The following is a 25345-nucleotide window of genomic DNA, read 5'->3' as shown; positions in this document are numbered from 1 at the left end:
AAAGGCTCAGAGCCTTTAACAACAGAGACATCACACAGCCACTTTTTGCTGGCGGTATACCCTGGCTCCGGCTGAGGGCAGCCATGGCCATATCCCTTGAAGTCATTGCAAAGTCCTGTTGGGGATTCCGGTCTGCCCGGGTCTTTTTCCTGTTGTGGTAATTCTGGCAGCACCGGTCATTCTCACGGTTCCAATGTTTGAAAAACCGGCCGCTTTCCACCGCCCGGACTCGGCGGGTTCTGAGCCTTGGCGGCTTAAGCGAGCATAACGAACAGGCAATATAAAAAAGAAGTGATCCGACAAGGCAGGTCCGCTATTCTGCGCCTCATGAACACAGAAACCATCCCTTTCCTTTTTCGCAAAAGCGCCGAAGCACACGCGGACAAACCGGCAGTTGTGACCCCGCAGAAAAGCGTCACCTATGCCGAACTGAACCAAATGTCCGACGCCATTGCCGCCAACCTGATCGAACGCGGCACGCAGCCGGGCGACCACGTCGGCCTGTACGGCATCAACAGCGCGGAATTTATCGCCATTTATTTCGGTATTCAAAAAGCGGGTGCCACGGTTGTTCCGATCAACCTGCTTCTCAACCCGGAAGAAGTCGCATGGATTCTCAACGATGCCGGCGTGAAAACGCTCTTTTACTTTGAGCCGTTCACCCCGGCGGTTGAATCCATCCGTGAAAAACTTCCAACCATTGGAACGTTCATCGGCGTCGAACAGGAACTGCCGCAAATGCTCCGCACACCAATTCCTGGCCTTGAACTCCCAATCTCCAGCGACTCTGTCGCTGTGATTATTTATACGTCCGGCACAACCGGCCACCCGAAGGGCGCAATGCTCACCCACCGCAACCTGTGCTTTGATGCACTCTCCGCCGGCAATGCACTCAAACTGCGCCCCGACGGGGACCGGTTTCTGGTTGTTCTTCCGATGTTCCACGCCTTTGCATCGCTGGCGGGAGTCCTGATCCCGCTGCTCCACGGATCCTCGCTGGTGCCACTCCCCAAATTTGATCCGACCCTGACGGCGGAAACCATCGATGCGACCAACGCCACGATTTTCCTTGGCGTGCCCAGCATGTACAACCTGCTGCTGCGCCTGCCGGAAAAACACACCGCACACATTCAGAAACTGCGCTTCGCCGTCTCGGGCGGCGCGGCCATGCCGGTCGAAATTATGAAGCAGTTCGAGGAGCGTTTCGGCGTGTTCATTATCGAAGGCGACGGTCCGACCGAGTGCGCGCCGGTCACATGCTTTAATCCGGTCGACGGACTGCGCAAGCCGCAGTCCGTCGGACTGCCGATCCCCGGCGTCGAAATGAAGATCATGGACGAACACGGCAAAGAACTTCCGCTCAACGAACCGGGCGAGATCTGCGTGCGCGGTCCGAATGTAATGAAGGGTTACTGGAAGCAGCCCGAAGAAACCGCCGAATCCTTCTTCGGAGAGTGGTTCCGAACCGGCGATATCGGCACGGAGGATGAAGACGGCTATTTCTACATCGTCGACCGCATCAAGGACATGGTCATCGTCAACGGCATGAACGTCTACCCGCGCGTCGTCGAAGAAGTGCTCTACAAACACGAAGCCGTGCGCGAAGCCGCCGTCATCGGCGAGCCGAGCAAACTGCACGGCGAAGTGCCCGTGGCCTACATCTCGCTCAAAGACGGCTTCCAATGTTCGGAAAAAGAAATCCGCGCGTTCTGTCTCGAACATCTGGGGCGCCATGAGGTTCCGAAAAAGGTGCATCTCGTCGGTGACCTGCCGAAAAATGCAGCCGGAAAAATTGTAAAACGCGAACTGCGCAAGCAGGGCGAAATTGAGAGAGGAATCGAAACCAATGAACATTAACGAAAAACAGGCAATCTCAAACCTCATGGAGCTGCTGGCGGCCGAGGGACCGAGCGGCGGCGAAGGACCGGTCGCCGAACTGGTCAAAAAACAATTGATGGCCGCAGGAGCCAAAGAATCCTGGTTTTCTGTCAAAGGCAAAAGCCGCCTGCCGAAAAACTTCACCGTCGGCAACCTGGTCGTCAAAATTCCAGGAACAATCAAAGCGCCGCGTATCATGTTTTCGGCTCATCTCGACACGGTTCCGATCTGTCAGGGCGCAGTTCCTGTCCTGAAAGGCGACCTTATTGTCCCGAAAGGAAAAACCGGCCTGGGCGGCGATAACCGTGCGTCTGTTGCAGCCGTCGTGACAATGGCCCAGACCATCCTGCAAAACGACCTGCCCCGCCCGCCTATCACCCTGCTCTTCACCGTCGGAGAAGAAAACGGACTGTATGGCGCGAAGGCGTTCCGCCCTCAGGACGGAGGGAATCCGTCCATGTGTTTCAACATCGACGGAAGCGGCGAGCGCGGCGGCGTAATCGGCGCGCTGGGCGCGAACCGTTGGCGGGCCGAAATCCACGGAATCAGCGTTCACGCAGCAAACAACCCTGAAGGCGGAGTTTCCGCCGCGATCATTGCAGCCAACGCCATCGCGGAAATCAAAGCCAACGGATATTTCGGGCGCATCGACAAAGGGTCCATCAAGGGAACCGCCAATGTCGGTTCGCTGCACGGCGGCGAAGCGGACAATCAGGTGATGGACTCGCTGACCGTCACCGGCGAATGCCGCAGCCACAATCCGACCTCGCTGAAAAAAATTTCCAAGGTTTGGAAAACCGCTTTTGAAAAAGCGGCCGCTGATCTGAAAAATGCTGCCGGCGAATGCGGCGCCGTCGACTTTATCGAAGACAGCGACTACCGCAGTTTTAAGCTCAAAAAGAGTGATCCGGTCGTGAAACGATTTTTGAAAGCTGCGCCGAAAGCCGGCCGCGAAGCTAAAGTCCAAACGATCAATGCCGGACTCGACGCCAATATTCTGAACGAAAGCGGCGTCCCGACTGTCACATTTGATGCAGGCAACGACCATGCGCACTCGCTGGACGAATGCGTACACATTCCGCGCTATCTCGAAGGGTGCAGACTGGCCACAGCCTTAGCAACGGAGGTTTGAGATGAAAAAAATTCTGTGTGTTCTATCCATGGCTGCCGCGTTCGCGCGAGCTGAAGATTTGACGTTTAAGCTCTACGACCAACTGGCGAAGCAGGAAGGCAACCTGTTTTTCTCGCCGGCCAGCATTGAAGCTGCACTGGCAATGACCCGCGAGGGCGCGAAAGGCCAAACATTGCGCCAGTTTGAAAACCTATTGCTGCAGCAAAATGGATTTCCAATGGCTGGAACAAATGTGACTTTGGAGAGCGCGAATGCGCTCTGGGCGGATCAAAAATTTCCAATCCTTGGAAGTTTTAAAACCGCCGTCACCGAAAAATATGCGGCAGAGATTCGCTCGGCCGATTTCGTCCATCAGCCCGACACGGAACGACAAGCCATTAACCAATGGGTGGAGGAAAAAACCCGGGATAAAATCCGGGATCTGCTTCCAACCGGCTCCGTCAGCTCCATGACCCGCATGGTACTGGTTAATGCGATTTATTTCAAAGGCGACTGGCTGCACGCGTTCAAACCGGAACAAACCCAGGATACACCATTCTGGATTTCACCGGACGAGAGCATCCCTGTTCCAATGATGCGACTGAACGGCAAACGTTTCCGCTACAGCGAAAATGACTGCTTCCAAACTCTGGAGCTTCCATACGAAGGAGAGGCTGTCTCCATGCTACTGATCCTGCCGCGAGAGCGAGACGGCCTGAAGCCCATTGAAGAATGCTTCGCCGCCGGGAATTTCAAGACCTGTACTGAAGATCTGCGTCAAAGGGAAGTCAACGTATTCCTGCCACGCTTTAAAATCGAATCCTCTTTCCCGTCATTAAAGAGCACTTTAACAGCGCTGGGACTGACCGATGCATTCGACGCTCAACGCGCTGATTTCTCCGGCATCAGCGAACAGCCGCTGTTTATCTCCGACGTGATCCACAAATCATTCGTCGAAGTGAACGAAGAAGGAACGGAAGCCGCAGCAGCCACCGGAGTGATTATGCGCGCAACATCCATTGGACGACCGCCGGCCGTCTTTCGCGCAGACCACCCGTTTATTTTCCTGATCCGGGAAAACAAAGCCGGCAAAATTCTGTTCATCGGGCGGGTTACAAACCCAGTGGAGTAACCCTCCAACCAACTCGCGCGGCCCGCTTTGAGCGAGCAACGCGAGTGAAATGGTGGAGATGGCGGGAATTGAACCCGCGTCCGATTAAGAGTCACGGCAGCTTCTACGTGTGTAGTCGACCTACAAAGATTCGCCGCCGCAGCTGCCGGTCAACAAGGCCACCTTGGTCGCTAGAATCCTGAACTTTTCTCGCGCATCCACCCGGATCCCCGGCTTCAGCACCAGCCTGTTGTCGTCGCCTTTATCCCTTAACAGGCGTCAGGGTAAAGACGTCGCGCCTTTATTTAGGCAGCGAGTGCGTAACTTTCGTCAGCATTTATTGTTTCGGGCTCCTTTTTACGAGGCCAGGAGACCAACCTCGACACGCGACTGACGCTTCAACCTAACCGTCGAAACCAGTCATCCCCAATCGAAAGGGAAGAGAATAATGCCATAATCCGTTGAAAATGCAACCTGCTTATTCACGGAACGGCAAAACTTCATCCAGAGACTTTGCGCTTACAAGGATCATCAGGAGGCGATCGAGACCAAGCGCGACACCACAGGCCTGCGGCATTTTTTCCAGACATTGAAAAAACTCTTCATCCAGATCATAGACCGGTTTGCCGAATGAGTGCCGCTGCGCCCCCCACTTTTCGAAACGGGCACGCTGCTCGATCGGATCGGTCAGTTCGCTGTAGGCGTTGGCGATCTCGATACCGTTCAGGTAGAGCTCCCAGCGCTCAGCGACCTCCGGGCGGCCTGGCTTAAGCCGCGCCAGCGCGCACAGCTCGGCCGGATAATCTTTCAGCACAACCGGACAGTCTTTGGGAAGCTCCGGCTCGATCTTTTCGACCAAATCAAAATCAAATCGGTCTGCGTCAAAGTTTTCGACTGGATTCCAGCCCGCAAATTTTTCAAAAACTTCTTCAACCGAAAAGATCTGCCACTCCCCAGTTAACGCGACGGGGACGGCGCATCTAACCGCCTGCAACAAATTCTGTGTATCGGCCAATGCGGTCATGTAGTCACCGCCGGTTCGATACCATTCGAGCATAGTATATTCGGGGTTGTGCAGGTGTCCCCGTTCGCCCTGCCGAAAACATTTGGCGACTTCGAAGATTTTCTCTGCACCGCGCGCAAGCAGCTTTTTGTGGCACAGCTCAGGCGAGGTGCGCAGATAATGGTCACCGGACGGTTCCGCGTCGATGTGCAGCTCCATGCATGGAGTCCGAAGCCGCACCGGGGTTTCAACTTCGATGAACCCTTCTGAATGAAAAAACGCCCGGATGCTCTGCATCAGGGCGTCTCTTGCTTTGAGCGCTTCGATCACGAATTATCCTTTGGCAACGCGATCTGAATACTCACCGGTACGGGTGTCGATGCGAACAATGTCGCCTTCGTTGATGAAGATCGGCACGTTGATTTCATAGCCGTTGTCGATTTTTGCCGGTTTAGTGACGTTGGTGGCGGTGTCACCGCGAGCTCCGGGCTCGGTCTCGGCAATCGCTTTTTCAACGAAGTTGGGCAGCGTGATGTCGAGTGCCTTGTTGTTGTGGAAAAGAATTTCGACCTGCATATCTTCAACAATGAAAAAGCGCTGATCACCGAGCTGTTCGGCAGAGAGGTGCACTTCTTCATAGGTTTCGTTATCAGAAAAAATGTAATCGTCTCCGGCTTCGTATGAGAAGGTAAAGTCGCGCGATTCGAGCGCAGCCTTTTTCACCTTGTCGACCGAACGGTAGCTTTTTTCGAAGCTGTTCCCGGTGTTGAGGTTACGGATCTTACACCGGTAAATCGCCTGACCTTTTCCGGGTTTGGAAAACTGGAAATCGGTAATGACGCATGGGTCGCCATCGATCTCGATTTTCAGTCCTTTTCTTAAATCAGATGCACTGTACATGGGATTCTCCTTACAAAAATTAAGCGATCAATTATGCCAGCGAAGAGCCGGACTGCCAAGTCTGAATATTACTCGTCAGAAGCAGCGGCTCCCGATAGGATCGGCGAATCAGGAGATTTTTTATGGAACGACTTATTTCTGCATTCGGCCTGATCTGCATGGTTGCGATTGCATTTGGATTGAGTACGAAACGCAAGTCCATCAAGTGGACCCCGATTCTGGCCGGAACGCTTTTACAGGTTCTGCTGGGAGTGATTGTGCTGAAAACCACACTGGGCCGTTCATTTTTTGAAGGGGCCAAAAATTTTGTCAATCAGGTGACCGGATATACGCAGGAAGGATCGGCCTTTCTGTTCGGTCCGCTGGCTATTGACACAAATCTGGGCTATATCTTTGCAATCCAGGTGCTGCCGACCATTGTTTTTGTGGGATCAGTAACCGGCATTCTCTATCATCTCGGCATTATGCAGAAAATCGTCCAGGGATGCGCATGGGTGATGGTCCGCCTGCTGAAAACGTCCGGGGCGGAAAGCCTGTCTGCGGCCGCCAATATCTTCGTAGGCCAGACTGAAGCTCCACTGATTGTGAAGCCGTACATCAAAAAAATGACCGACTCCGAGCTGACGGCGCTGATGAGTGGCGGATTTGCGACGATCGCGGGCGGCGTACTGATTGCCTACGCCGGGATGGGGATCGATGCCGGGCATCTGCTGGCCGCATCCGTGATGAGCGCACCGGCAGCGCTGGTTTGCGCCAAACTGATGGTTCCGGAAACCGGAGATCCGGAAACCACTGGGACTGTGAAGGCAAAGTTTGAAAAAACCACTGTCAATGTGATCGACGCAGCAACCACTGGCGCCGGAGACGGCCTGAAGCTTGCGTTGAACGTCGGGGCCATGCTGCTGGCATTCGTTGCACTGATTGCTATGCTGAACGGATTGATCGGATGGATCGGCGGACTGTTCGGTCTGCAAACGCTGAGCTTCCAGCAGATTCTCGGCTGGCTGTTCAGCCCGCTGGCGTGGCTGCTCGGCATTCCCTGGAAGGACGCCATTCCCGCCGGAACACTGCTGGGCGAAAAAACCGTCCTGAACGAGTTCGTGGCCTATGCGCATCTCCATGAGCAACTCGAAACCTTTTCACCACGCACGACAACGATTCTCACCTATGCCCTGTGCGGGTTTGCCAATTTCAGCTCAATCGCCATTCAGATCGGCGGGATCGGCACTCTGGCCCCGGAACGCCGCCACGATCTGGCGCGACTGGGGATCCGCGCACTGATCGCCGGGACACTGGCCTGCTTTATGACGGCGTGCATCGCCGGGATGCTTCTTTGATGTCCAAAGTTTGGAAACGACCGACATGTTCCAAGAACCGGCAGGTCAGGATTTGATCTGCAGCTTTTCGATGCGATAGCGCAAAATGCGGCGGGTTGTGCCCAATTCCTCGGCCGCCCGCGTCTGAACGCCACCGGTCCGGCGCAAAGCCCGCTGAATCAGTTTTTTTTCATATTCCTCGACCGCTTTTTTGAGTGGTTTTTGCAGATCCACTACCGGGCTGACAGACAGCTTTTCTTCCAGCTCTTTCACTCGCCGCTCCAAACTGGCATTTTTCAAGGCTCGTCCGACCACCAGTCGAAGTTCTGCGATGTCAAATGGCTTGCGAACATAGTCACGAGCACCTAATTCCAACGCTTTGAGGACCGGCTGAACAGAAGGCGAACCGCTGATCATCACAACCGGAAGGTCGGGAGCTTCCGATCGTAATACGCTCAGGAATTCAATACCGTCCATTCCGGGAAGAACCACATCAAGCAAAACCACATCCATTTTCTCGTTCCGGACAATTCGGACTGCATCTTCGGCTGAAAGAGCGGAAAACACCTGATAGATCCCGGAAAAGACAATCGCGAGAGATTCAAGCAGGTGAGGATCATCATCGACAATCAGCAGGTTTTTCATGAGGCAACTCCGACGGACTGGGTCGCGGCCGGAAGAGTCAGACTGACAACCGTTCCCGACGCGCTGCTTTCAATGGAAAGCAAGCCGCCGTGATCGATCATTGTACGGCGCACAATAGGGAGACCCAGACCGATCCCGCGGACCTTGGTTGTGCAGAACGGCGAAAATACTTTGGGCTGAAGTCCCTCGGGAATGCCGATGCCGTTGTCGACAACCTCTATAACGACGGCTAAGCGGGCGATACCGATTTCCCCGCGAGAAGCACGCAGCGTGATTTTCGGACTGGCGGATTTCTCCACGGCAGTAAATGCATTGAGCAGCAAGCGACTGACGGAATCGGCAAGCACATCGGAATCGCCATAAATATTCGGCAGACCGGGCTCTGTTTGAATCTGAACCGGTGTATCGGATGTTTCACCGCGCCGACGGGCGTTGTGAACCGAGTGATCCAACAATTCAGCGACATCCACACTGGAAAAATACAGGGTCGGCGGATTGGCATATTCATCAAGCTGGTCGATCATCCCATTGAGACGGCCGACTTCCTGCGTAGCCAGCTCCTGGAACTGTTCACGAAACTCCTCATCGCTGTATCGCTCTGGAAGCAGCTGCGCAAAGGTGCTGATTGCAACCAGCGGGTTTCGTACTTCGTGGGAAATTGCCGCAGCCAGTTCGTTCCAGAATTTAGCGCGTTCCAGATTATTCTGCTTTTCGCGAAGAATATGCTCCTCTGTCAGGTCATTCAGCACCGCCATAGCGCCCATACAAACTCCGTTCTGTGCGAGACGACGAGTCTGTATGGACAAGGTCCTCTTCGAAGACGGCTCCGTCCACTCCTGCCCTTCTCCGCAGTTTTCCCCGGTCATGCAACGGTTCATCAGTGAAGCAATCACCGTCGAAACTTTTTCAATGGGACGGCCGATAACGTCTTCTGAAGAACGAAGTAAGAGCTGCTCAGCCCCGCTGTTGAACCAACGAACCGTGCCTTCAGGGCCGGTGGCGATGATTCCCACCGGAATCGCCTGCAACAGGTTTTCAGCCAGGGCCTTCTGCAATGCAATATTTTCATGAAGCAGAGAGTTTTCGATGGCAACCGATACCTGTTCTGCCAGCTGGGTCAACTCTTCGATATCGCGCTGTTCGAACGGGGCACCGGAACAGGAGCGCCCGAGGCAAAGCCACCCGTTGAGTCGCTCACGCCCGAACAACGGGAGAATCACTTCCGCCCCGGTCTGCTCGAGCATTTGCTCGATCAGCAACCGTTCGTCCATGGACTCGATATGACGAAGCATAGAACGGGAAATGCTGTGTGCATGGACCTGGAACCAGCGCACAAAGGGGTGTGTTTTACCGAGCTTTAGGGATCGGGTTTCCTCCATGCACTTGATGCCTGAACGAAATACATACACATCATCAGATGTCAGCGAAAAAATGGCAACCCGCGAAACCCGGGCGCAGGCGGCAACGCCTTCGACAATACTCTCAAGCATGATACCTACATTGTCGAAGCGGCGAAATGCGCTCGAAAAATGATGCAGTGACGGCGCGATATTTTCACGCGGCGGCCCGACCGGCGCTGCCGGTACTGATTGCAGGTTTTCTTTCAACACCCGGTTCTCATGCTTAAGCTTTAAGTGTGCCTGAGCCTGATCAAAAAGTCCCTGCAACCTGAGCCGTCCCGGATCAACAGATTCAATCGCATAGATATTCAAAGACGCGACTCGCAGTGCGGGCTCAGAGCGGGCCGATCCCAGCGCAACAATCAAGACAAAGGGAAAGTCGGTTCGGATCTCTTCAATTAAACGCTGGCTCTCTGTTCCGCATAGATCGACAAATAAGAGCGTAGAACTGTGCTGATGCAAAATCAGTTCCAGTTCATCCGGATCCGTCACCTGCTGCAGAGAGGCCCGGGCATACAGGTAACCACGAAAACGCTGAAGAAGGACCTCGTCCTGCGTATATATAATGCTGGTTGGCAATGCTGCACTCATTGGCTTAGATCTCCTTCTCATCAATCAGGGGCAATTCTACATGAAAAACCGTTCCTTTGCCCGGTTCACTATCCACGTGAATGGTGCCCTGATGCTCTTGAATAATTCCGTGTGACACAGAAAGCCCAAGTCCCACTCCACTTTCTTTTGTCGTAAAAAACGGGTCAAAAATATGTTTTTCATGCTCTTCAGAAAGACCACAGCCTGTATCACGGACATCGATACAAATGGCTGATTTATTCAGCATGGTTTCGACACTTAAAGTTCCGCCGAGGTCCATGGCCTGAATGGCGTTCAGGAAAAAATTAACCAGCGTCTGGTTGATCTGCTCAGCATCTGCCAAAATCAAGTGATGCTCAGCAGCCAGATTTGTCTGCAATTGAATCTTGTTATTAATGACCTGCTGTTCGACCAGACGAATGGAGTTTTCAATGATGTCATGCAAGTAAACCGGCTTTAAAGAAGCCTTGGCCGGGCGTGCAAAATTTAACAGCCGGTTAACAATTGCATCAATTCGCTGAACTTCCTGGTCGACCAGATCAAAGAAGGTTTCCCGGAACTCCTGATTTCCATATTGTTCAGGGAGAAGCTCTGTGAAGGTTTTAATCGTTACCAGAGGGTTTCGTATCTCATGAGCCATACCGGCAGACAGAGTTCCGATACTGGACAAACGATCCGTTCGGCGAATCCTCTCTTCCATTTTACGCAAAAGGGTCATATCACTGAACACCAGGAGAGCTCCCAGATGTTTGCCAGTGTGCCCATGAAAAGCCGATCCACTGACCCGAACAGGAACCCGATCTTCTCCTGTATCAATAAAAGTATCGTAATCCCGGACGCCTGCCCCAGTGGTTAAAATCTTTTCGACAATCTCAGTCAACGCCGCTGGCAGCTGTTCCATTGATTCGTTAACAATATCTTCAACAGGCAGATGAGTGATTGTCTGAGCCCGTTGATTAAAAACGGTTACCTGACGAGCATCATCCACCGCGACAATCCCGCTGGTCAGAGAATCGAGCAGAATTTCGTTGTAAATCTTCCCATTCTGGACAGCTGTATAAAGGTTAGCATTTTCTAAAGCCACAGCAAGCTGGTTGCAAACCAGCTGCAACGCCTTTTGCTCACGGAGGTCATAAATAGCCCTGCTTGTTTTAGGGTACAATAGAACAACCATTTGCAGTTTTTTATGAGTAAAACTGCCAACCGCGACGGAAGCGCCAAGCGCCCTCATGTCCCTGCGAGCACCATTCACCAGAATCGAAGGACGCATCCGCTCCAGAGTATCCTCCGTAAAAGGTTCTGCGTCACGACGCACCAACTCCACAAGGCTGCTTTGAGAACTGAGAGATAAGTCTGTTTTCTCGCCCCATTCTGGAAAAGCGTAATGGTGCCGAAATACTCCATCTGCTCCAACTTTAAGCAAAACCACCCGAGTTGTCTGAAAAGCCCGAATAATAAATCCGGAAAACAACGCCATCAGAGTTTCATCGGTAGAAACTTCCTGAAAAACATGCCCCGCTTCTTCCAATACCTGATCAACATCAAATTGATGTGAAGAGGAGAATAAATGGTAAGAAAACCGTTGCATCCAACGTTGTGCAGGAACCACAGAAAACGCGACAACCAAGGCTGCCAACAAACCTGAAAAATAAGTCGTATCAATTACAAACCAACGAAATATATGGCTACCCACCCATTCTGCGCAAATATACAAGACAGACAAATACAGGCACATCAGAAGATAGGATACCACTCGCTGTAAAACTTCAGGCGCGGCAAGAATACGGCGCGTAGCAATCCCGTAAGCAACAAATCCATCTAAAGCCAGAACAGAAAGGGGAACAAACAAACTAAGTTCTTGGTCGCCTAAAATCTCTGCAAAAGCTATAAGAAAGACACCAATTATGAAACTGGCGACACACCCCAGTTGTAGAAACTGAATTTCCGTCTTCTGAGCCCCGCCCCGCCCTTTGGCAATCCTCCAAAAAGAAAAAATAAAATTAATAATGGCACCTATAAAAAATGCCATATAAACGATAAATCCCCATCCATACTCAGTGGGAGGAACCAACTCGCTTGCTGTAGGATTGCTAGCTGAGAGGACGAATACAGAAGAATGACATAAAATGATTATTGAAAAGGATACCAACAACCAATATCGCAATTCATAAAAACCACGCCTCAGACTTAAAGAATCATGAACAATCGTTAATTTTAATATACTGACTCCCAAAGGAATTAACCCTGCGAACATTGATGTTTGCCGAATCCAAAAAAGCAGCATCCTTGGAGAATGCTGATAAGAGCAAAAGAACATCGACCCTAACCATAACATCATGGATAGAGTTAATGAAAAGAACCCAATATTTGCGGCACGCTTTGGGTTGGATAACAAAACAAAGAGACCGAGTACAGTATTCCCGATCAATCCAATGAATATAATTATCTGAAAAAGGTTCACTCTACACTCTTCATCACTATGGAACTGTTTTCTCCACCCATTCCATGACCATTGGCAATCGCAGTAGATATACTAATATTCCGCGCAAAAAGAGGTACATGATCTAGATCACATTCAGGATCTGAGAAATGAAGATTAGCGGTAGGTATAACTTTCTGATGTTTCATCATCAATGCACACGCAATGACCTGAAACATTCCTGCTGCAGCTAAGGGATGTCCGGTTACACCTCGAATCGAACTAACCGGCAGTTGATATGCATATTCGCCAAAAAGCTTTTTTATCCGCTGAACTTCCGCAATATCACCAAATTGATCACTACAAGCATTTGCACAAATATAATCCACTTCACCAGGACAGAGGCCGGAATTTTTCAGAGCCATATCCATCGAGTGATAAAGACCTTCCATCCCTTCTGTTGCTTCGGGAGTATCCGTGACTGTAGCACCACCAAGAATTTCCATTAGAGGTTTTGCTCCACGTGCCAAAGCAGAATCAAATCGTTCAAGAACAACAAAACCTGCTCCTTCAGAAATCACAACCCCACTTCGCTTCTCATCAAAAGGGCGACTGATTTCTTCAGGAGGAAAATCTGTCGAACAAGAAGGTATTCCAGCCGCAGCAAATCCCGCGACACCTGTATTACTCAATGGAGAGTCTGTAGCGCCAACAATCACAATATCAGACTCTCCTCGAGAGATCATTTTAAAGGCCGTAGACATGGCATCTAATCCTGATGGACAGGCTGACGACAAAGTTGTTACTGAAACCTGAGTATTAAGCAGACTTACTAACGCTGCACTAATCGCATGGGGCTGGCATGCCCCTACCATATAAGGGCGAACACGATCTGCTCCTTTTGTCATGATAATTTCTTTGGCTTTTTCGATAATATCGGCAGCCGCACTGCAAACTCCGACCACCAATCGTAATGGTGCATCTCCTCGGAAATTACCATCCAAACCGGCATGCTCAACGGCCATCTTACATGCAACTAAACCTAACTGAGTCTGTCTGCCCAACCGGTTTGGTTTACAATCCCTTTCAAAATGATCTCGCAAATCGAAATCCTTGATTTCTCCAGCGATTTTTAGAGGATAATCACTCGTATCGAATAAAGTAATCGGCCCAATACCGCTCTTGCAGTTGATCAGAGCATCCCAATAGGCATCAAGCCCTATACCACAAGGAGAGACAATTCCCATGCCTGTAACAACCACTCTATTTGAAGATGAAGAAATCATAATACGGTATTTCCCTTTATAAACGCTGAAGTCTGTACAAAATTTACTAACTCATCAACGCAATAGTGTACAAAATTGTTCACCCCTTCCTGTCCAACCGATGGTAGAGGACCCCGAACAAAGCACCACATGATGTACAGACCACCCATTTTTTATTTGTGATATTTGTCTTCAGAAGTTACCCTCTGAGACTGTTTGCATGTTGAATTTCAATAATAAAAGAAACGACTAAAATTTAAGAACAAAGTAAGGATATAAAATGCTCCATCCCAACCGGATACTCACCTCCAGTATTCTTCTGTCCATTTTCGCACAGACCTGTATTTTTGCTGACGGATATAGAAACCCTCCGGAAGGAGCTGCTGCAATCGGGGCTTTTGGGGGGCATCGGGCTTTCGCCGATGACGCCAATGCAACGATCCACAACTCGGCCAACCTGGTTGATCTGGAAGAACCAATGCTGCAAATCAACACAACCATTGGTTATGGAGAAACGGAATTTCAAAATACCATTGGCAGTGACCGCACCGAGAATCCATGGTTCGCCATTCCCGGGCTTTCCATTGCGACCCCGATCAAAGACGGAAAATATGCCTTTGGGTTCTCCTCCTACATCGCTTTTGGGCGCTCCGTCCAATGGGGCAGCTCTAGCCCGTTCGCTCTCAATGGCTATCCTTATGAAGGCAGCATGATGGTTGCTGATTTTACTCCTAATTTCGCCATACGCTTAACCGACTCTATCTCCTTTGGTATAGGCCCTGATATTTATTATGGCGAAGTTGAACAAAAACAGTTTCTATACGGTTTTGCAGGTTTACCCGCCGGAACCCACTCAAAACTCACAGCCGACGGCACCGCACTTGGCTGGAATTGCGCCCTCACATGGAAGATGACTGATCGCCAGCGACTGGCCGCAACCTACCGGTCTCCCTTTACCATTAAATATGAGGGCGATAATGAATACTCATACGGCGGGAACACCCTGTTGAAAAGCGATGTGAATGCAAAAATCGAGTATCCGACCATCGTTGGGCTGGCTTACGGACTCGAACTTACCGATACCCTTCGCACTGAAATAAACGCCGAGTGGCTCGAATTCTCCCAATATCAAAACTTAACCATTAATGATTCAGCTCTTCCAGTCGCTGTGGTAGCTCAGCAAAAGCTAAAAGATACCTGGACAATCGGAATCGGCGGCGAATGGGATTTTTCCGAGCACTGGACTGCCCGATCAGGGTTTATGTATCTCAAAAATCCAACTCCCAACAAAACCTACGGAACTCTCGGTCCGGATGAAAACCAAGGAGTTCTTTCTCTTGGGCTTGGCTATGAAAATGAAAAATATCTGTTCGACATTGGGTATGCGGTTGGATTGTTTGGAGGACGAGCCGTTTCCGGATCCGTTAACAGCCCCGATGGAGACTACGATTATAATGTTCATCTGATCAGCCTTTCCTGCGGCTATAAATTCTGAGGAACTGCTATGGCAAAAGACCACCTGCTTGTAATCGATGACGAACTCGGGCCGAGAGAAAGCCTGCGCTTTCTCTTCAAAGACACGTACAATGTTGTATGTGCCGACTCGGTTGACAAAGGTGTTGAGGCACTGAAACAACAGTCTCCAGACTGCATTATCACCGACATTAAAATGCCCGGAAAAAGCGGCATTGAAGGTCTTAAAGAAATCCGCGTCATTGACCGGCAGGTCTCCATCATCATGCTCACCGGATTCGGCTCACTGGAAACCGCTCAGGAGGCCATCCGGCACGGAGCAACCGACTACCTTCAGAAACCTTTCAATACCAAAGAAATCCGGGACGTTGTCGCACGCTATGTTCAACGCACCAAACTCAATCGGAAACAGATTGCCGCAGCCGACCACCTCGAAAGCCTTACAGCAGAACTGCAGAACCAGCTCAACGCCAAGGAAAAACTGGCTCAGCTTGGAGAGAAATCCTCTGAATTCGTTCACGATCTGAACAATCCGCTCAGCGTCATCAACGGCTATGTCCAGATTTTAATCCAGGACATCAGGGACAAAAAAAACCAGCAAAAAGAAATCAACGTCAATTATCTCGAACAAATCGAAAAAAGCGTCTCACGCTGCCAGGATATGCTGACGTTGTGGAGAGAGCGTTCTCAGCGAGCCTCCTCTTCTATCCAGAAAATTGAACTGAAAAACCCCGTTACAGAAGTCGCGGCAAACGCAAAAACCCTCGCCGTACAAAAACAGGCCCATGTTCTGCTGAACGACGGACCGGACCATTGCCTCGTCGAAGGAGATGATGTCCAGATCTTCCGCGCAATTCAGAATATTGTCGGAAATGCTCTCGAAGCACTCCCTGAAGAAGGCGGGAACATCAACATCAGCTGGCGAATTGATGGTACACGCGCCCTGGTGGAAGTGGAAGACAACGGCGGCGGCTTTCCTTCTGAAAAGCTCGCGGACATGCAAACGAAGTACTACACCACCAAAGGCCAGTCCGGCGGCATGGGGCTCGGCCTGTTCATTACGAAAAACATTGTCGAAGCGCACGGCGGCTCATTGATTCTGGCAAACAACAACAGCGGCACCGGAGCACTCGTCACCCTTGCATTCCCGCTGCTTAAATGAAGGAAACAACATGAGTGATCCTGACAAACACAACGATCCCGGCGTTGAGCTGAAACTGATCTCCCGCCAGATGGTTCACAGCCTGAACAATATGCTGTTTGTAATCAGCAGCTACAGCCAGTTTATCAAAGAAACCCACAGCGATGAAGAAACGCAGACAAACATCAAGCGCATTGAGGTCGCCGCCGACCAGTGCCAGACCATCATGAAAGACTGGCGTGCTCAAGCTGACAAACTCATCCCTGACCCTCCGGGAACATAACCTCTCCTCCTCAAGCAAACGAATGAATACGCAAAACCTCTCCGACGCCGGCTCTTACAAATTCGGCCGCTTTGAAAAGAACGCCGAAGAGCTCGAACGCCTCAAACTGCAGGCGACCATCGCGCTGAAACATGAGCAGAAAATCTGGGAACAGACTGGGCTCAAACCCGGCATGAATGTGCTCGACCTTGCGTGCGGCCCGGGCTTCACCGCCTGCGAACTCGCCAAAATCGTCGGCGACGATGGGCAGGTCACCGGCATTGACATCAACGAAGAACTGATCGCCACAGCCCATCAGGCCAAAGAATCCGAAGGGGTTAAAAACGTCTCATTCACGCTTGGCAACCTCTACGAGCTCGACCTGCCGGAAAACAGCTTCGACTTTGTCTACGCCCGCTTCGTTTTCCAACATCTGGAAAAGCCGGAGCTGGCGCTCTCCAATATTCGAAAAATCCTGAAACCCGGCGGCATTCTCTGCATTCTGGACATTGACGACAACTGGACCAGTTTCTCGCCGGGAAGCGACGCATTCATCAAATTTATTCGCAAAGCGGGCGCCGGGCAGAAACAAAAAGGCGGCAACCGCCTGATCGGAAGCCAGCTTTACGGACTGCTCAATGAAACCAGCTATCAGAATATTTCGACCCAAATTCATCCCATTACAACCGAAGACCTCGGTATCCGCTATTTCCTGGGGGTCGCCGTCCTTTTTCGCGTCGAAATGCTTAATAAAGTCCAGAAACTGCTGGCCCTGCCTCAGCTGCGAACAATCAAAAAAGCAGCAGAAGATCCCAAGGCATGGGGCGCACTGGGAATTTTTGTCACCTCCGGCAGGAAATAGCACCTTCCGGAATATCATAATACAGAATTGTACCCTTTAAGAATCTGCCGACAGAAGATCAAACACACTGCCTGACACGCCCTTTTGACTGAAAAACCTCCCATTAAAAACTGAACGTCAGTTACTAAAATCGAGTCTAAATAGTCGATTGAAGATAAGGAGGGTGTTATGCGTGCTCGATTATTCATAACTTGCGCGCTGATCGTTGCCGCATTCAGCGCCGTTATCACAGTCCACGCGGCCTGGAAGACCCAAAAAGGCCCTGACGGACACCTCGTCAGTTATGGTCCTCAATGTTCATTAGAGCGCGGCCCTGACGGGCGCATGATTCGCGTACCAGATGGATGGTATACACAAAAAGGAGCCGACGGACGGCTGGTGGCCATTCCACCGAAAGGCCGGGGCGAGGCCGGGGCCGACGGACGAATCATTCCAATTCCGGAAAAATGGAGTTTCGTTGTAGGAAGCGACCATCGAGGTGTAGCGGTTCCTCCATACGGAATAACAGTGACCGGATACGACCACCGCACCATTGCGGTGCCAGGAAGCTGGAGTTACCAAATCGGGGTTGATGGGCGAGCTGTAGCCATTCCACCTGAAGGTCGGTTCGTCTACGGCAAGGATGGCAGGCTGATTGCCGTTCCGGATGCCTGGACTCCGGCAATCGGAAAAAACGGGCGGGCAGTTGCCGTTCCTCCGTTCAGTGACTTCGAAGAAAGTCCCGACGGTCATATTATTCCTTTGCCCCCGGATGATTTCCAGCCGACAGATTATCTGATGTACTATTTCATCCTGCAGATACAAAGCATCACGTGGGAGGATGAAAATGCAGGAAATCTTGAAGAAGAGGAATCGTTCGGTATTGATGAGCCTGAGGTTCTGGACATAACGGATGACATCCCGCTTTAAACAACATCCCGGAAACTTTCCGGCGAAAAATCAACAACCCCGGATTTTTCCTTCAAAAATCCGGGGTTATGAAAATACAGAGAGCCGCGACCTCTTCTGAACTTTTAACAGCCCGAACAGCATCCAGACACTTCTGTGGACCGGGATTCAACCGTTGCGGCAGGCGCCCTCCCGACAGCCTCCAAACGGGCGCAAACAAAAATCCGGTCAGAATCCACACCATGCATAAAGACCATCTTTTCATATGCCGACCCTTCCGGACTCATCCTTTTTTCCAGACATTGGAAAAATCTAATGCTAGATTGTGGAACTTGAAGAAATGAAAACTCCCAAAGTACATCCCAAAACCGTTCTGGTCACCGGCTGTTCGTCGGGCATCGGACTGGCGACAGCAAAACTGCTGCGCAACCGCGGCTGGCAGGTAGTGCCGACCGCCCGCAAACCGGAAGACCTCGACATGCTCCGCCGTGATGAATTCGCCCCGGTACGGCTGGACGTGACCGACAGCGCATCGATTGCCGATGCGTCCGCCGAAGTGATGAACCGCTTTAACGGACAACTCGGGGCATTGGTCAACAATGCCGGATTCGGAATCACTGCGGCAATGGAAGACTGTTCTCGCGACATGCTGCGCGCGGTCTTTGAAGTCAACCTGTTCGGAATGCAGGAACTGACGAACCGGTTTGTTCCAGTTTTCCGCAAACAGGGATACGGCCGCATCGTTAATGTCAGCTCGGTACTGGGCGAATTGTCCCTGCCCTTTGCCGGAGCTTACTCGGCATCCAAATTCGCGGTCGAAGCCGCATCAGACGCCCTGCGTCGCGAACTGTTCGATTCCGGCGTTGCGGTTTCCATCATTCAACCCGGTCCGATCGACAGCAGATTTTCAAAAAATCTGGCTCACCGAACCGATGAATTTGCCGGGAACCCGACCTCCCCCTTCTTATCCTTTTATAAGGAAGCGATTGAAACACGAAAAAACGGCACCGCCGGCCGCACCGCCGAAGGATTTATGAAACCACCGGAAGCGGTCGCGGAAGCCGTTTTCCAATGTTTGGAAAAATCCCGTCCGCCGATCCGCGTCCGCGTTACTGCCCCGGCTCATTTCGGAGCATTCGCCCGTCGGTTTCTGCCCGCGGCGCTGATTGATGCGGTTGCGGTTTCCAAACTTCGGAAAAAACTGCAGAACCGCACCTGAAGCCAATTTCACTGCACACCAATAATCTCTCCGAGATTAGGCGTTGACGGTTTTGGCCCCAATAACCTACCTTTTGACTAGGAAATAAAATGAAGTTAACCACGAAAAGCGAATACGCCCTGTTGATCATGATTTTTCTAGCGCGAACCGAAGCGGACCAGTTTGCGCGGCTGGAAGATATCTGCGCGACATACGACCTGTCACAAAAATATGCGGAACAGCTGACCAGCACATTGAAAAAGTCGGGACTGGTTGCTGCGCGACGCGGCGTGGCGGGAGGCTACCAGCTCGCCCGACCAGCCGCCGAAATTTCCATGGCAGAGATTGTGCGTCTTATGGATGGCGCCTTGGCTCCAATCGGCGCAATCAGTGAATACTTCCCATGTCGTTCTCTGCTTGAGAAAGAAACCGGCGTGATGAATGTCATGCAGGATATTCGCGATTACACGGCCAACATAATGGAAGGCAAAACACTGGCAGATCTGGCGTAGCCCATTCTCTCGACAGGAAACAAAACCATGGATACAAGCGCCGTTGGGTCGCTGGGCTGGGACGCTTGGCTTACCCTCGCTGTCGTGAGCGGTATTTTTTTAAGCGCCGTACTTACACGTCTCAGCACCGATGTTGTCTTTTGGGGCGGGACGGGCCTGCTGATGATCTGCGGCATTCTGGATACAAAAGCCGCATTGGCCGGATTCAGTTCCCCCGGCGTCATCACAGTCGGAGTGCTTTACATTATTGTCTCCGGACTGCAGGAAACAGGAGCACTGCTATGGATTTACACCCGAGTCATGGGGCACCCCGCCACCCTTCGACGAGCCCAATCGAGGTTGATGTTTCCTGTTTTCATTCTGAGTGGTTTTTTGAACAACACTCCGGTCGTTGCCATGTTTATCCCGGTTTTGATGCAGTGGGTTCGCCGACTCGGACGATCCGCATCGCAGTTTCTGATTCCACTGAGCTATGCGTCCATCCTCGGCGGCATGTGAACACTGATCGGCACCAGCACGAACCTGGTTGTGAACAGTCTTTATATTGCGCACTCCGGAGAAAGCCTGGGCATGTTCGAAATTACGCGGATCGGCCTTCCCTGTGCGATAGCAGGAATTGGTTACCTGCTTTTATTCAGCAAAAAACTGCTCCCTTAAAGGGATCGAACCAAAGAGGATTTTTCCAACCCAAGAGAGTATATGGTCGAAATGATCGTACAGTCCGGCAGCGACATCTCAGGACAAACGGTTCAGGCGGCCGGTTTGCGGCAACTGCCGGGCGGGTATCTCGTGGAAATCATTCGCGAAAAACAGGTGATTGCCCCGGTTGAGCCGGCCATGATTCTGCAGGATCTGGATCGACTGGTTTTTGCAGGGGATGTTGAATCCATTGTCGAGTTGCGAAACTCTAAAAATCTTCGAATCTCAGAAGATACCCGCTTTTCCCTGACCGTTCCGCTCAGCGACCGCCGAATTGTCGAAGCGGTGGTTTCACCAACCTGCCCGGAAATCGGATTTAAAATCCGAGACTGCAATTTCCGCAAACGCTACAATGCCGCAATTCTGGCGCTGGCCCGCAATGGCCGGAGAGTAGAGGGACGAATCGGTAATATTCGGTTGCAAGCCGGAGACACCCTGCTCGTGGAATCTCACGCAGGCTTTATTCCTCGCCAAAAAGACTCGCGCGACTTCCTTCTGATCTGCGAACTGCAGGATGCCATACTCGTAAACCATCATCGGGCTCCGCTGGCGGCTCTGATTCTCCTCGGCATGATTCTTTCAGTCGCCTTCCAGATCACCAGCATGCTGAATGCAGCGGCCGGCGCGTCCGCAAGTTTTGTAACGCCGATCGGCTACCAAACCAACCTGATGATTTTTGGCCCCGGAAGATACCGTTTTTCTGATTATTTAAACATTGGCATTCCACTCACCTTATTAGTGGGAATCACAGCAATCAAACTGGCTCCACATATATGGCCTTTCTAAAGAGGCACCTTTACCGAATCAGCCGTTTTTTATACCCAGTATAAATTCCAAAACAGGGCCCGATTTTGCCAAAAAAGGCTTCTTTTAGTGGCTAATTTCTGGAACTCTCTCGGCTTTGCTAGAAATTTTGTAAAATCGGGGGAGATGGAATCTCTATTTTTTACGAAAAATCAGCAAAAAGCGAATAATCTCAACGACTGGCAACAGCCGTTTTGACAGATTTAATGAACAAACTGCAAATCTTAGGAGGAATAGCAGGTATGAGCAAAAAAATGGTAACCATTGATGGTAACACAGCGGCCGCCCATGTGGCCTATGCGTTCAGCGAAGTCGCGGCGCTTTATCCGATTACCCCTTCCACTCCGATGGGAGAAGTATCTGATGTCTGGGCATCCCAGGGAAAAACCAACCTGTTCGGCAAGAAAGTCGATATCGTTGAAATGCAATCAGAGGCCGGTGCTGCCGGTGCCGTCCACGGAGCCCTCTCCGCCGGTGCCATGACGACCACCTTCACTGCTTCGCAGGGTCTCCTGCTGATGATCCCGAACATGTACAAAATTGCCGGGGAAATGATCCCGACCGTCTTCCACGTTTCAGCCCGTTCACTGGCTGCACAGTCGCTGTCGATCTTCGGCGACCACTCCGACGTCATGAGCGTTCGCCAGACCGGTTTTGCCCTGATGTCCGCAAACAGCATTCAGGAAACAATGGACCTGGCCATTGTATCTCACCTCGCAACACTCGAAGCACGCGTTCCTTTCCTGAACTTCTTCGACGGATTCCGCACCTCCCACGAAATCCAGAAAGTGGAAGAGGTTTCCTACGACGTCATGAAAGAACTCGTCGACATGAAAATGATCGAAGCCTTCCGCGCCCGCGCCATGAAGCCGGAAGCTCCGATTCTTAAAGTCGCTGCTCAAAACCCGGACGTTTACTTCCAGGGACGCGAAACCAGCAACAAGTACTACGACGCTGTTCCGGCTCTCGTTCAGAAATACATGGACATCGTCGGCGAAAAAATCGGTCGCAAATACAAACTGTTCGACTATGTCGGCGCCGAAGATGCTGAAAAAGTAATCATCGCAATGGGGTCAGGCTGCGACACGATTGAAGCAACGGTCAACCACCTCAACGCACAGGGTGCGAAACTGGGTCTGATCAAAGTTCGCCTCTACCGTCCGTTCGGCGTAGAAGCTTTCATCGACGCCATTCCGGCCAGCTGCAAAAAAATCGCAGTGCTCGACCGCACCAAAGAACCGGGATCCATCGGTGAGCCGCTCTACCTCGACGTGGTCGGCGCGCTGAAAGGCAAAGACATCCAGATCATTGGCGGACGCTACGGCCTCTCCTCCAAAGAATTCACACCCGCCATGGTCAAAGCCGTCTTCGATCACCTCGACGGCGAAGCCTTCCACGGTTTCACCGTCGGCATCAACGACGACGTCACAAACCTTTCGCTCAAAATCGGCGAATCCCTCAACATCATGCCGGCCGACGTTGTGTCCTGCATGTTCTGGGGACTGGGTGCTGACGGAACCGTCGGTGCGAACAAAAACTCCATCAAAATCATTGGTGGAAACACCGACAAAAACGCACAAGCCTACTTCTCCTATGACTCCAAGAAGTCTGGCGGCGTAACCGTCTCCCACCTGCGTTTTGGCGACAGCTCCGTGAACTACCCGTTCCTGATCTCCCACGCCGACTTCGTAGCCTGCCACAACCCGGCCTACATCGGTCGCTACGACATGCTCTCCGCCCTGAAAGAAGGCGGAACCTTCCTGCTGAACTCGGAAATCCCGACCAGCGAAGTGTTCAATCACCTCACCAAAGAAGAGCAGCAGATCATCATCGACCGCAAGATCAAGTTCTACAACATGGACGCGCTGAAAATTGCGGAAGCCGTCGGCCTTGGCGGACGTATTAACACCGTCATGCAGACTGCCTTCTTCAAACTGTCCGGCATTATTCCGGCCGACGAAGCCATCCAGCTGATCAAAGACGCTGCGAAAAAAGCCTTCGAGAAGAAGGGCATGGACATCGTTGAGATGAACTGGAAAGCCATTGACGCTTCGGTGGACGCCATCGAAGAAGTCGCCGTTCCGGAAACCATCACCGAGTCTTATGTTCCTGCCGCACTGATCGCCGAAGACGCTGATGAATTCACCAAAAACATCATCCTGCCCGGCATGCTGCAGAAAGGGGACGATGTCCCGGTCTCAAAAATGTCCGTCGACGGAACCCTTCCGACCGGCACCAGCTGCCTCGAAAAACGCGGGATTGCTCCGCGCGTTCCGAAGTGGATTTCCGAAAACTGCATCCAGTGTAACCAGTGTGTCATGTCCTGTCCGCACGCCGTCGTCCGCGCCAAGCAGATCGATCCGGCGGACCTGACCGACAAACCGGAAACCTTCAACACCCTGAAGTCGAACACTAAAAACGAAAAAGACCTGCAGTACAAAATTCAGGTCTACATCGAAGACTGTACCGGTTGCGGAGTCTGCGTGGAAACCTGCCCGGCCAAAACCAAGGCTCTGGAATTCAGCACACTCGAACACGAACGCGAAGCCGGCGAACGCACAAACGCCGAATTCTTCGACGCTCTGCCGGATAACGTCCTCGATGGTGTTGCCGAAACAACCCTCAAAGGCATGCAGTTCAAAAAACCGCTCTTTGAGTTCTCCGGTGCCTGCGCAGGTTGCGGTGAAACACCCTACGTTAAACTGCTGACCCAGGTCTGCGGTGAGCACATGGTTGTGGCCAACGCCACGGGTTGCTCCTCCATCTACGGCGGAACCTTCCCGACCGTGCCGTACTGCACCAGCAAAGACGGACGCGGACCGACCTGGGCCAACAGCCTGTTCGAAGACAACGCCGAATACGGACTGGGTATGCGCCTCGCCGTCGACAGCAACCGCGAACAGCTGCAGATCTACGTCAACAAACTGCTCGAAGCAGGTTGCGGCGTCGATCTCGAAGCCGCGCTGAAAAAAGCGATCGAAATCTGCGTAGCCAACTGCATCAGCGATGAAGCCGTTGCCGCCCAAACCGCTGTGAAGCTGCTGCTTCCGGCTGAACTGGAAGCTGCGGAAGGCGACAAAAAAGAAATCGTTGCCAAGATCATCGAGCTGCAGGATTACTTCGTCGACAAATCCGTATGGATTATTGGTGGTGACGGCTGGGCCTACGACATCGGCTTCAGCGGACTCGACCATGCGGTCGCATCCGGCAAAAACGTCAACATTCTCGTGCTCGACACCGAAGTGTACTCCAACACCGGCGGACAGGCCTCCAAAGCCACCCCGATCGGTGCTGTGGCCAAATTCGCCAACGGCGGAATGCCGAACACGAAGAAAAACCTCGGCTTCATGTGCATGAGCTACGGCAATGTATACGTTGCATCCATCTCCATGGGCGCAAACCGCATGCAGACTCAGAAAGCCTTCATGGAAGCAGCCGCTTATCCGGGACCGTCCATCATCATGGCTTACGCTCCGTGTATTGCTCACGGTATCGACATGATGAAAACGCAGACCGAAGCCAAACGCGCTGTAGACTGCGGTTACTGGCCGCTCTACCGCTACAACCCGACTGCGGAAAAACGCTTCACATGGGAAGCACGCGAACCGACCGGAGACTTCCAGGAGTTCATCCGTTCCGAGCGCCGCTACACCGCCCTCTTCAAAACCAACCCGGAAGCTGCGGAAGCACTTCTGACGGAAGCTGAAGAAGACGCGAAAAAACGCATGGCCTTCTACAAAGCCATGGGCGAAATCATGTAAGCCGACCGGTTCTTCACAGAACCGCAAAAAACCGCCGTGCAGTTTGCACGGCGGTTTTTTTGTTGATTGTGTCTGCATCCTCCAAGCCTGCAGATACCGGTCTTCG

General features: G+C 51.8%; 20 protein-coding genes and 1 other RNA gene. 14 read left to right on the top strand and 7 right to left on the bottom strand.

The window, feature by feature from the left end; translation table 11 throughout:
• Positions 1–327: 327 nt before the first annotated feature.
• Genes GT409_RS09395 through GT409_RS09385 form a run of 3 tightly spaced genes read left to right on the top strand, consistent with a single transcriptional unit; the run spans position 328 to position 4121 of the window.
• Entirely contained in the window at positions 328–1857 is a 1530-nt protein-coding gene (locus GT409_RS09395) for a long-chain-fatty-acid--CoA ligase (protein WP_160628843.1), read from the top strand.
• Positions 1847–3010: a M20/M25/M40 family metallo-hydrolase gene (locus tag GT409_RS09390; RefSeq protein WP_160628842.1), complete on the top strand. Its 1164-nt coding sequence runs from the start codon at positions 1847–1849 to the stop codon at positions 3008–3010. The genes GT409_RS09395 and GT409_RS09390 overlap by 11 nt, the downstream gene beginning before the upstream one ends.
• Position 3011: 1 nt before the next feature.
• Positions 3012–4121: a serpin family protein gene (locus tag GT409_RS09385; RefSeq protein ID WP_160628841.1), complete on the top strand. Its 1110-nt coding sequence runs from the start codon at positions 3012–3014 to the stop codon at positions 4119–4121.
• Between the two features lie 50 nt (positions 4122–4171).
• Here GT409_RS09385 and ssrA read toward each other — a convergent pair.
• The 3 genes from ssrA to efp form a co-directional block, all read right to left on the bottom strand.
• Positions 4172–4528: a transfer-messenger RNA gene (gene ssrA, locus GT409_RS09380) on the bottom strand.
• Positions 4529–4578: 50 nt separating this feature from the next.
• The gene (gene epmA / locus GT409_RS09375; RefSeq protein ID WP_233231512.1) at positions 4579–5433 is read right to left on the bottom strand and encodes an EF-P lysine aminoacylase EpmA; all 855 of its coding nucleotides are present in this window, start codon (positions 5431–5433) and stop codon (positions 4579–4581) included.
• 3 nt (positions 5434–5436) lie between these two features.
• Positions 5437–6003 (bottom strand): elongation factor P, encoded by a 567-nt coding sequence (gene efp, locus GT409_RS09370; RefSeq protein WP_160628840.1) that lies wholly within the window; start codon positions 6001–6003, stop codon positions 5437–5439.
• A gap of 122 nt (positions 6004–6125) precedes the next feature.
• On the opposite strand from efp, the gene GT409_RS09365 reads away from it, so the two are divergent.
• Positions 6126–7340 carry a NupC/NupG family nucleoside CNT transporter gene (locus GT409_RS09365; RefSeq protein ID WP_160628839.1) on the top strand — a complete coding sequence of 405 codons (1215 nt, stop codon included), beginning with the start codon at positions 6126–6128 and terminating at the stop codon, positions 7338–7340.
• Positions 7341–7385: 45 nt separating this feature from the next.
• On the opposite strand, the gene GT409_RS09360 is transcribed toward GT409_RS09365, so the two are convergent.
• Genes GT409_RS09360 through GT409_RS09345 form a run of 4 tightly spaced genes read right to left on the bottom strand, consistent with a single transcriptional unit; the run spans position 7386 to position 13660 of the window.
• Positions 7386–7964 carry a response regulator gene (locus GT409_RS09360; RefSeq protein ID WP_160628838.1) on the bottom strand — a complete coding sequence of 193 codons (579 nt, stop codon included), beginning with the start codon at positions 7962–7964 and terminating at the stop codon, positions 7386–7388.
• A complete protein-coding gene (locus GT409_RS09355; RefSeq protein WP_160628837.1) occupies positions 7961–9955 on the bottom strand; it encodes an ATP-binding protein in 1995 nt (664 codons plus the stop codon). Before GT409_RS09355 ends, GT409_RS09360 begins: the two co-directional genes overlap by 4 nt.
• Positions 9956–9959: 4 nt before the next feature.
• Positions 9960–12416, bottom strand: coding sequence for an ATP-binding protein (locus GT409_RS09350; protein ID WP_160628836.1), 2457 nt, complete (start codon positions 12414–12416; stop codon positions 9960–9962).
• Complete coding sequence (locus tag GT409_RS09345) at positions 12413–13660, bottom strand: beta-ketoacyl-[acyl-carrier-protein] synthase family protein (RefSeq protein WP_160628835.1); 1248 nt, start codon at positions 13658–13660, stop codon at positions 12413–12415. Before GT409_RS09345 ends, GT409_RS09350 begins: the two co-directional genes overlap by 4 nt.
• A gap of 259 nt (positions 13661–13919) precedes the next feature.
• Here GT409_RS09345 and GT409_RS09340 point away from each other — a divergent pair, with 259 nt between their 5' ends.
• The 10 genes from GT409_RS09340 to nifJ all read left to right on the top strand — a co-directional run bounded on the left by GT409_RS09340 (position 13920) and on the right by nifJ (position 25239).
• Positions 13920–15134 carry an OmpP1/FadL family transporter gene (locus GT409_RS09340; RefSeq protein ID WP_160628834.1) on the top strand — a complete coding sequence of 405 codons (1215 nt, stop codon included), beginning with the start codon at positions 13920–13922 and terminating at the stop codon, positions 15132–15134.
• A gap of 9 nt (positions 15135–15143) precedes the next feature.
• Complete coding sequence (locus GT409_RS09335) at positions 15144–16274, top strand: hybrid sensor histidine kinase/response regulator (protein ID WP_160628833.1); 1131 nt, start codon at positions 15144–15146, stop codon at positions 16272–16274.
• A gap of 10 nt (positions 16275–16284) precedes the next feature.
• A complete protein-coding gene (locus GT409_RS09330) occupies positions 16285–16536 on the top strand; it encodes a hypothetical protein (protein ID WP_160628832.1) in 252 nt (83 codons plus the stop codon).
• Positions 16537–16558: 22 nt separating this feature from the next.
• Positions 16559–17377, top strand: coding sequence for a class I SAM-dependent methyltransferase (locus GT409_RS09325; protein WP_160628831.1), 819 nt, complete (start codon positions 16559–16561; stop codon positions 17375–17377).
• A gap of 168 nt (positions 17378–17545) precedes the next feature.
• Positions 17546–18286 carry a hypothetical protein gene (locus tag GT409_RS09320; RefSeq protein ID WP_160628830.1) on the top strand — a complete coding sequence of 247 codons (741 nt, stop codon included), beginning with the start codon at positions 17546–17548 and terminating at the stop codon, positions 18284–18286.
• 319 nt (positions 18287–18605) lie between these two features.
• Positions 18606–19484: an SDR family NAD(P)-dependent oxidoreductase gene (locus GT409_RS09315; RefSeq protein WP_160628829.1), complete on the top strand. Its 879-nt coding sequence runs from the start codon at positions 18606–18608 to the stop codon at positions 19482–19484.
• A gap of 89 nt (positions 19485–19573) precedes the next feature.
• Positions 19574–19975 carry an RrF2 family transcriptional regulator gene (locus tag GT409_RS09310; protein ID WP_160628828.1) on the top strand — a complete coding sequence of 134 codons (402 nt, stop codon included), beginning with the start codon at positions 19574–19576 and terminating at the stop codon, positions 19973–19975.
• Between the two features lie 27 nt (positions 19976–20002).
• Positions 20003–20473 carry an SLC13 family permease gene (locus tag GT409_RS15915; protein WP_233231511.1) on the top strand — a complete coding sequence of 157 codons (471 nt, stop codon included), beginning with the start codon at positions 20003–20005 and terminating at the stop codon, positions 20471–20473.
• 201 nt (positions 20474–20674) lie between these two features.
• Complete coding sequence (locus tag GT409_RS15910) at positions 20675–21460, top strand: TrkA C-terminal domain-containing protein (protein WP_233231510.1); 786 nt, start codon at positions 20675–20677, stop codon at positions 21458–21460.
• Between the two features lie 260 nt (positions 21461–21720).
• Positions 21721–25239, top strand: a complete 3519-nt coding sequence (gene nifJ, locus GT409_RS09300) for a pyruvate:ferredoxin (flavodoxin) oxidoreductase (RefSeq protein ID WP_160628827.1) — start codon at positions 21721–21723, stop codon at positions 25237–25239.
• Positions 25240–25345: the final 106 nt, after the last annotated feature.

The sequence above is a fragment of the Tichowtungia aerotolerans genome (genome assembly GCF_009905215.1).
GTDB lineage: Bacteria > Verrucomicrobiota > Kiritimatiellia > Kiritimatiellales > Tichowtungiaceae > Tichowtungia > Tichowtungia aerotolerans.
This window is presented reverse-complemented; position numbering and strand designations above follow the sequence as displayed.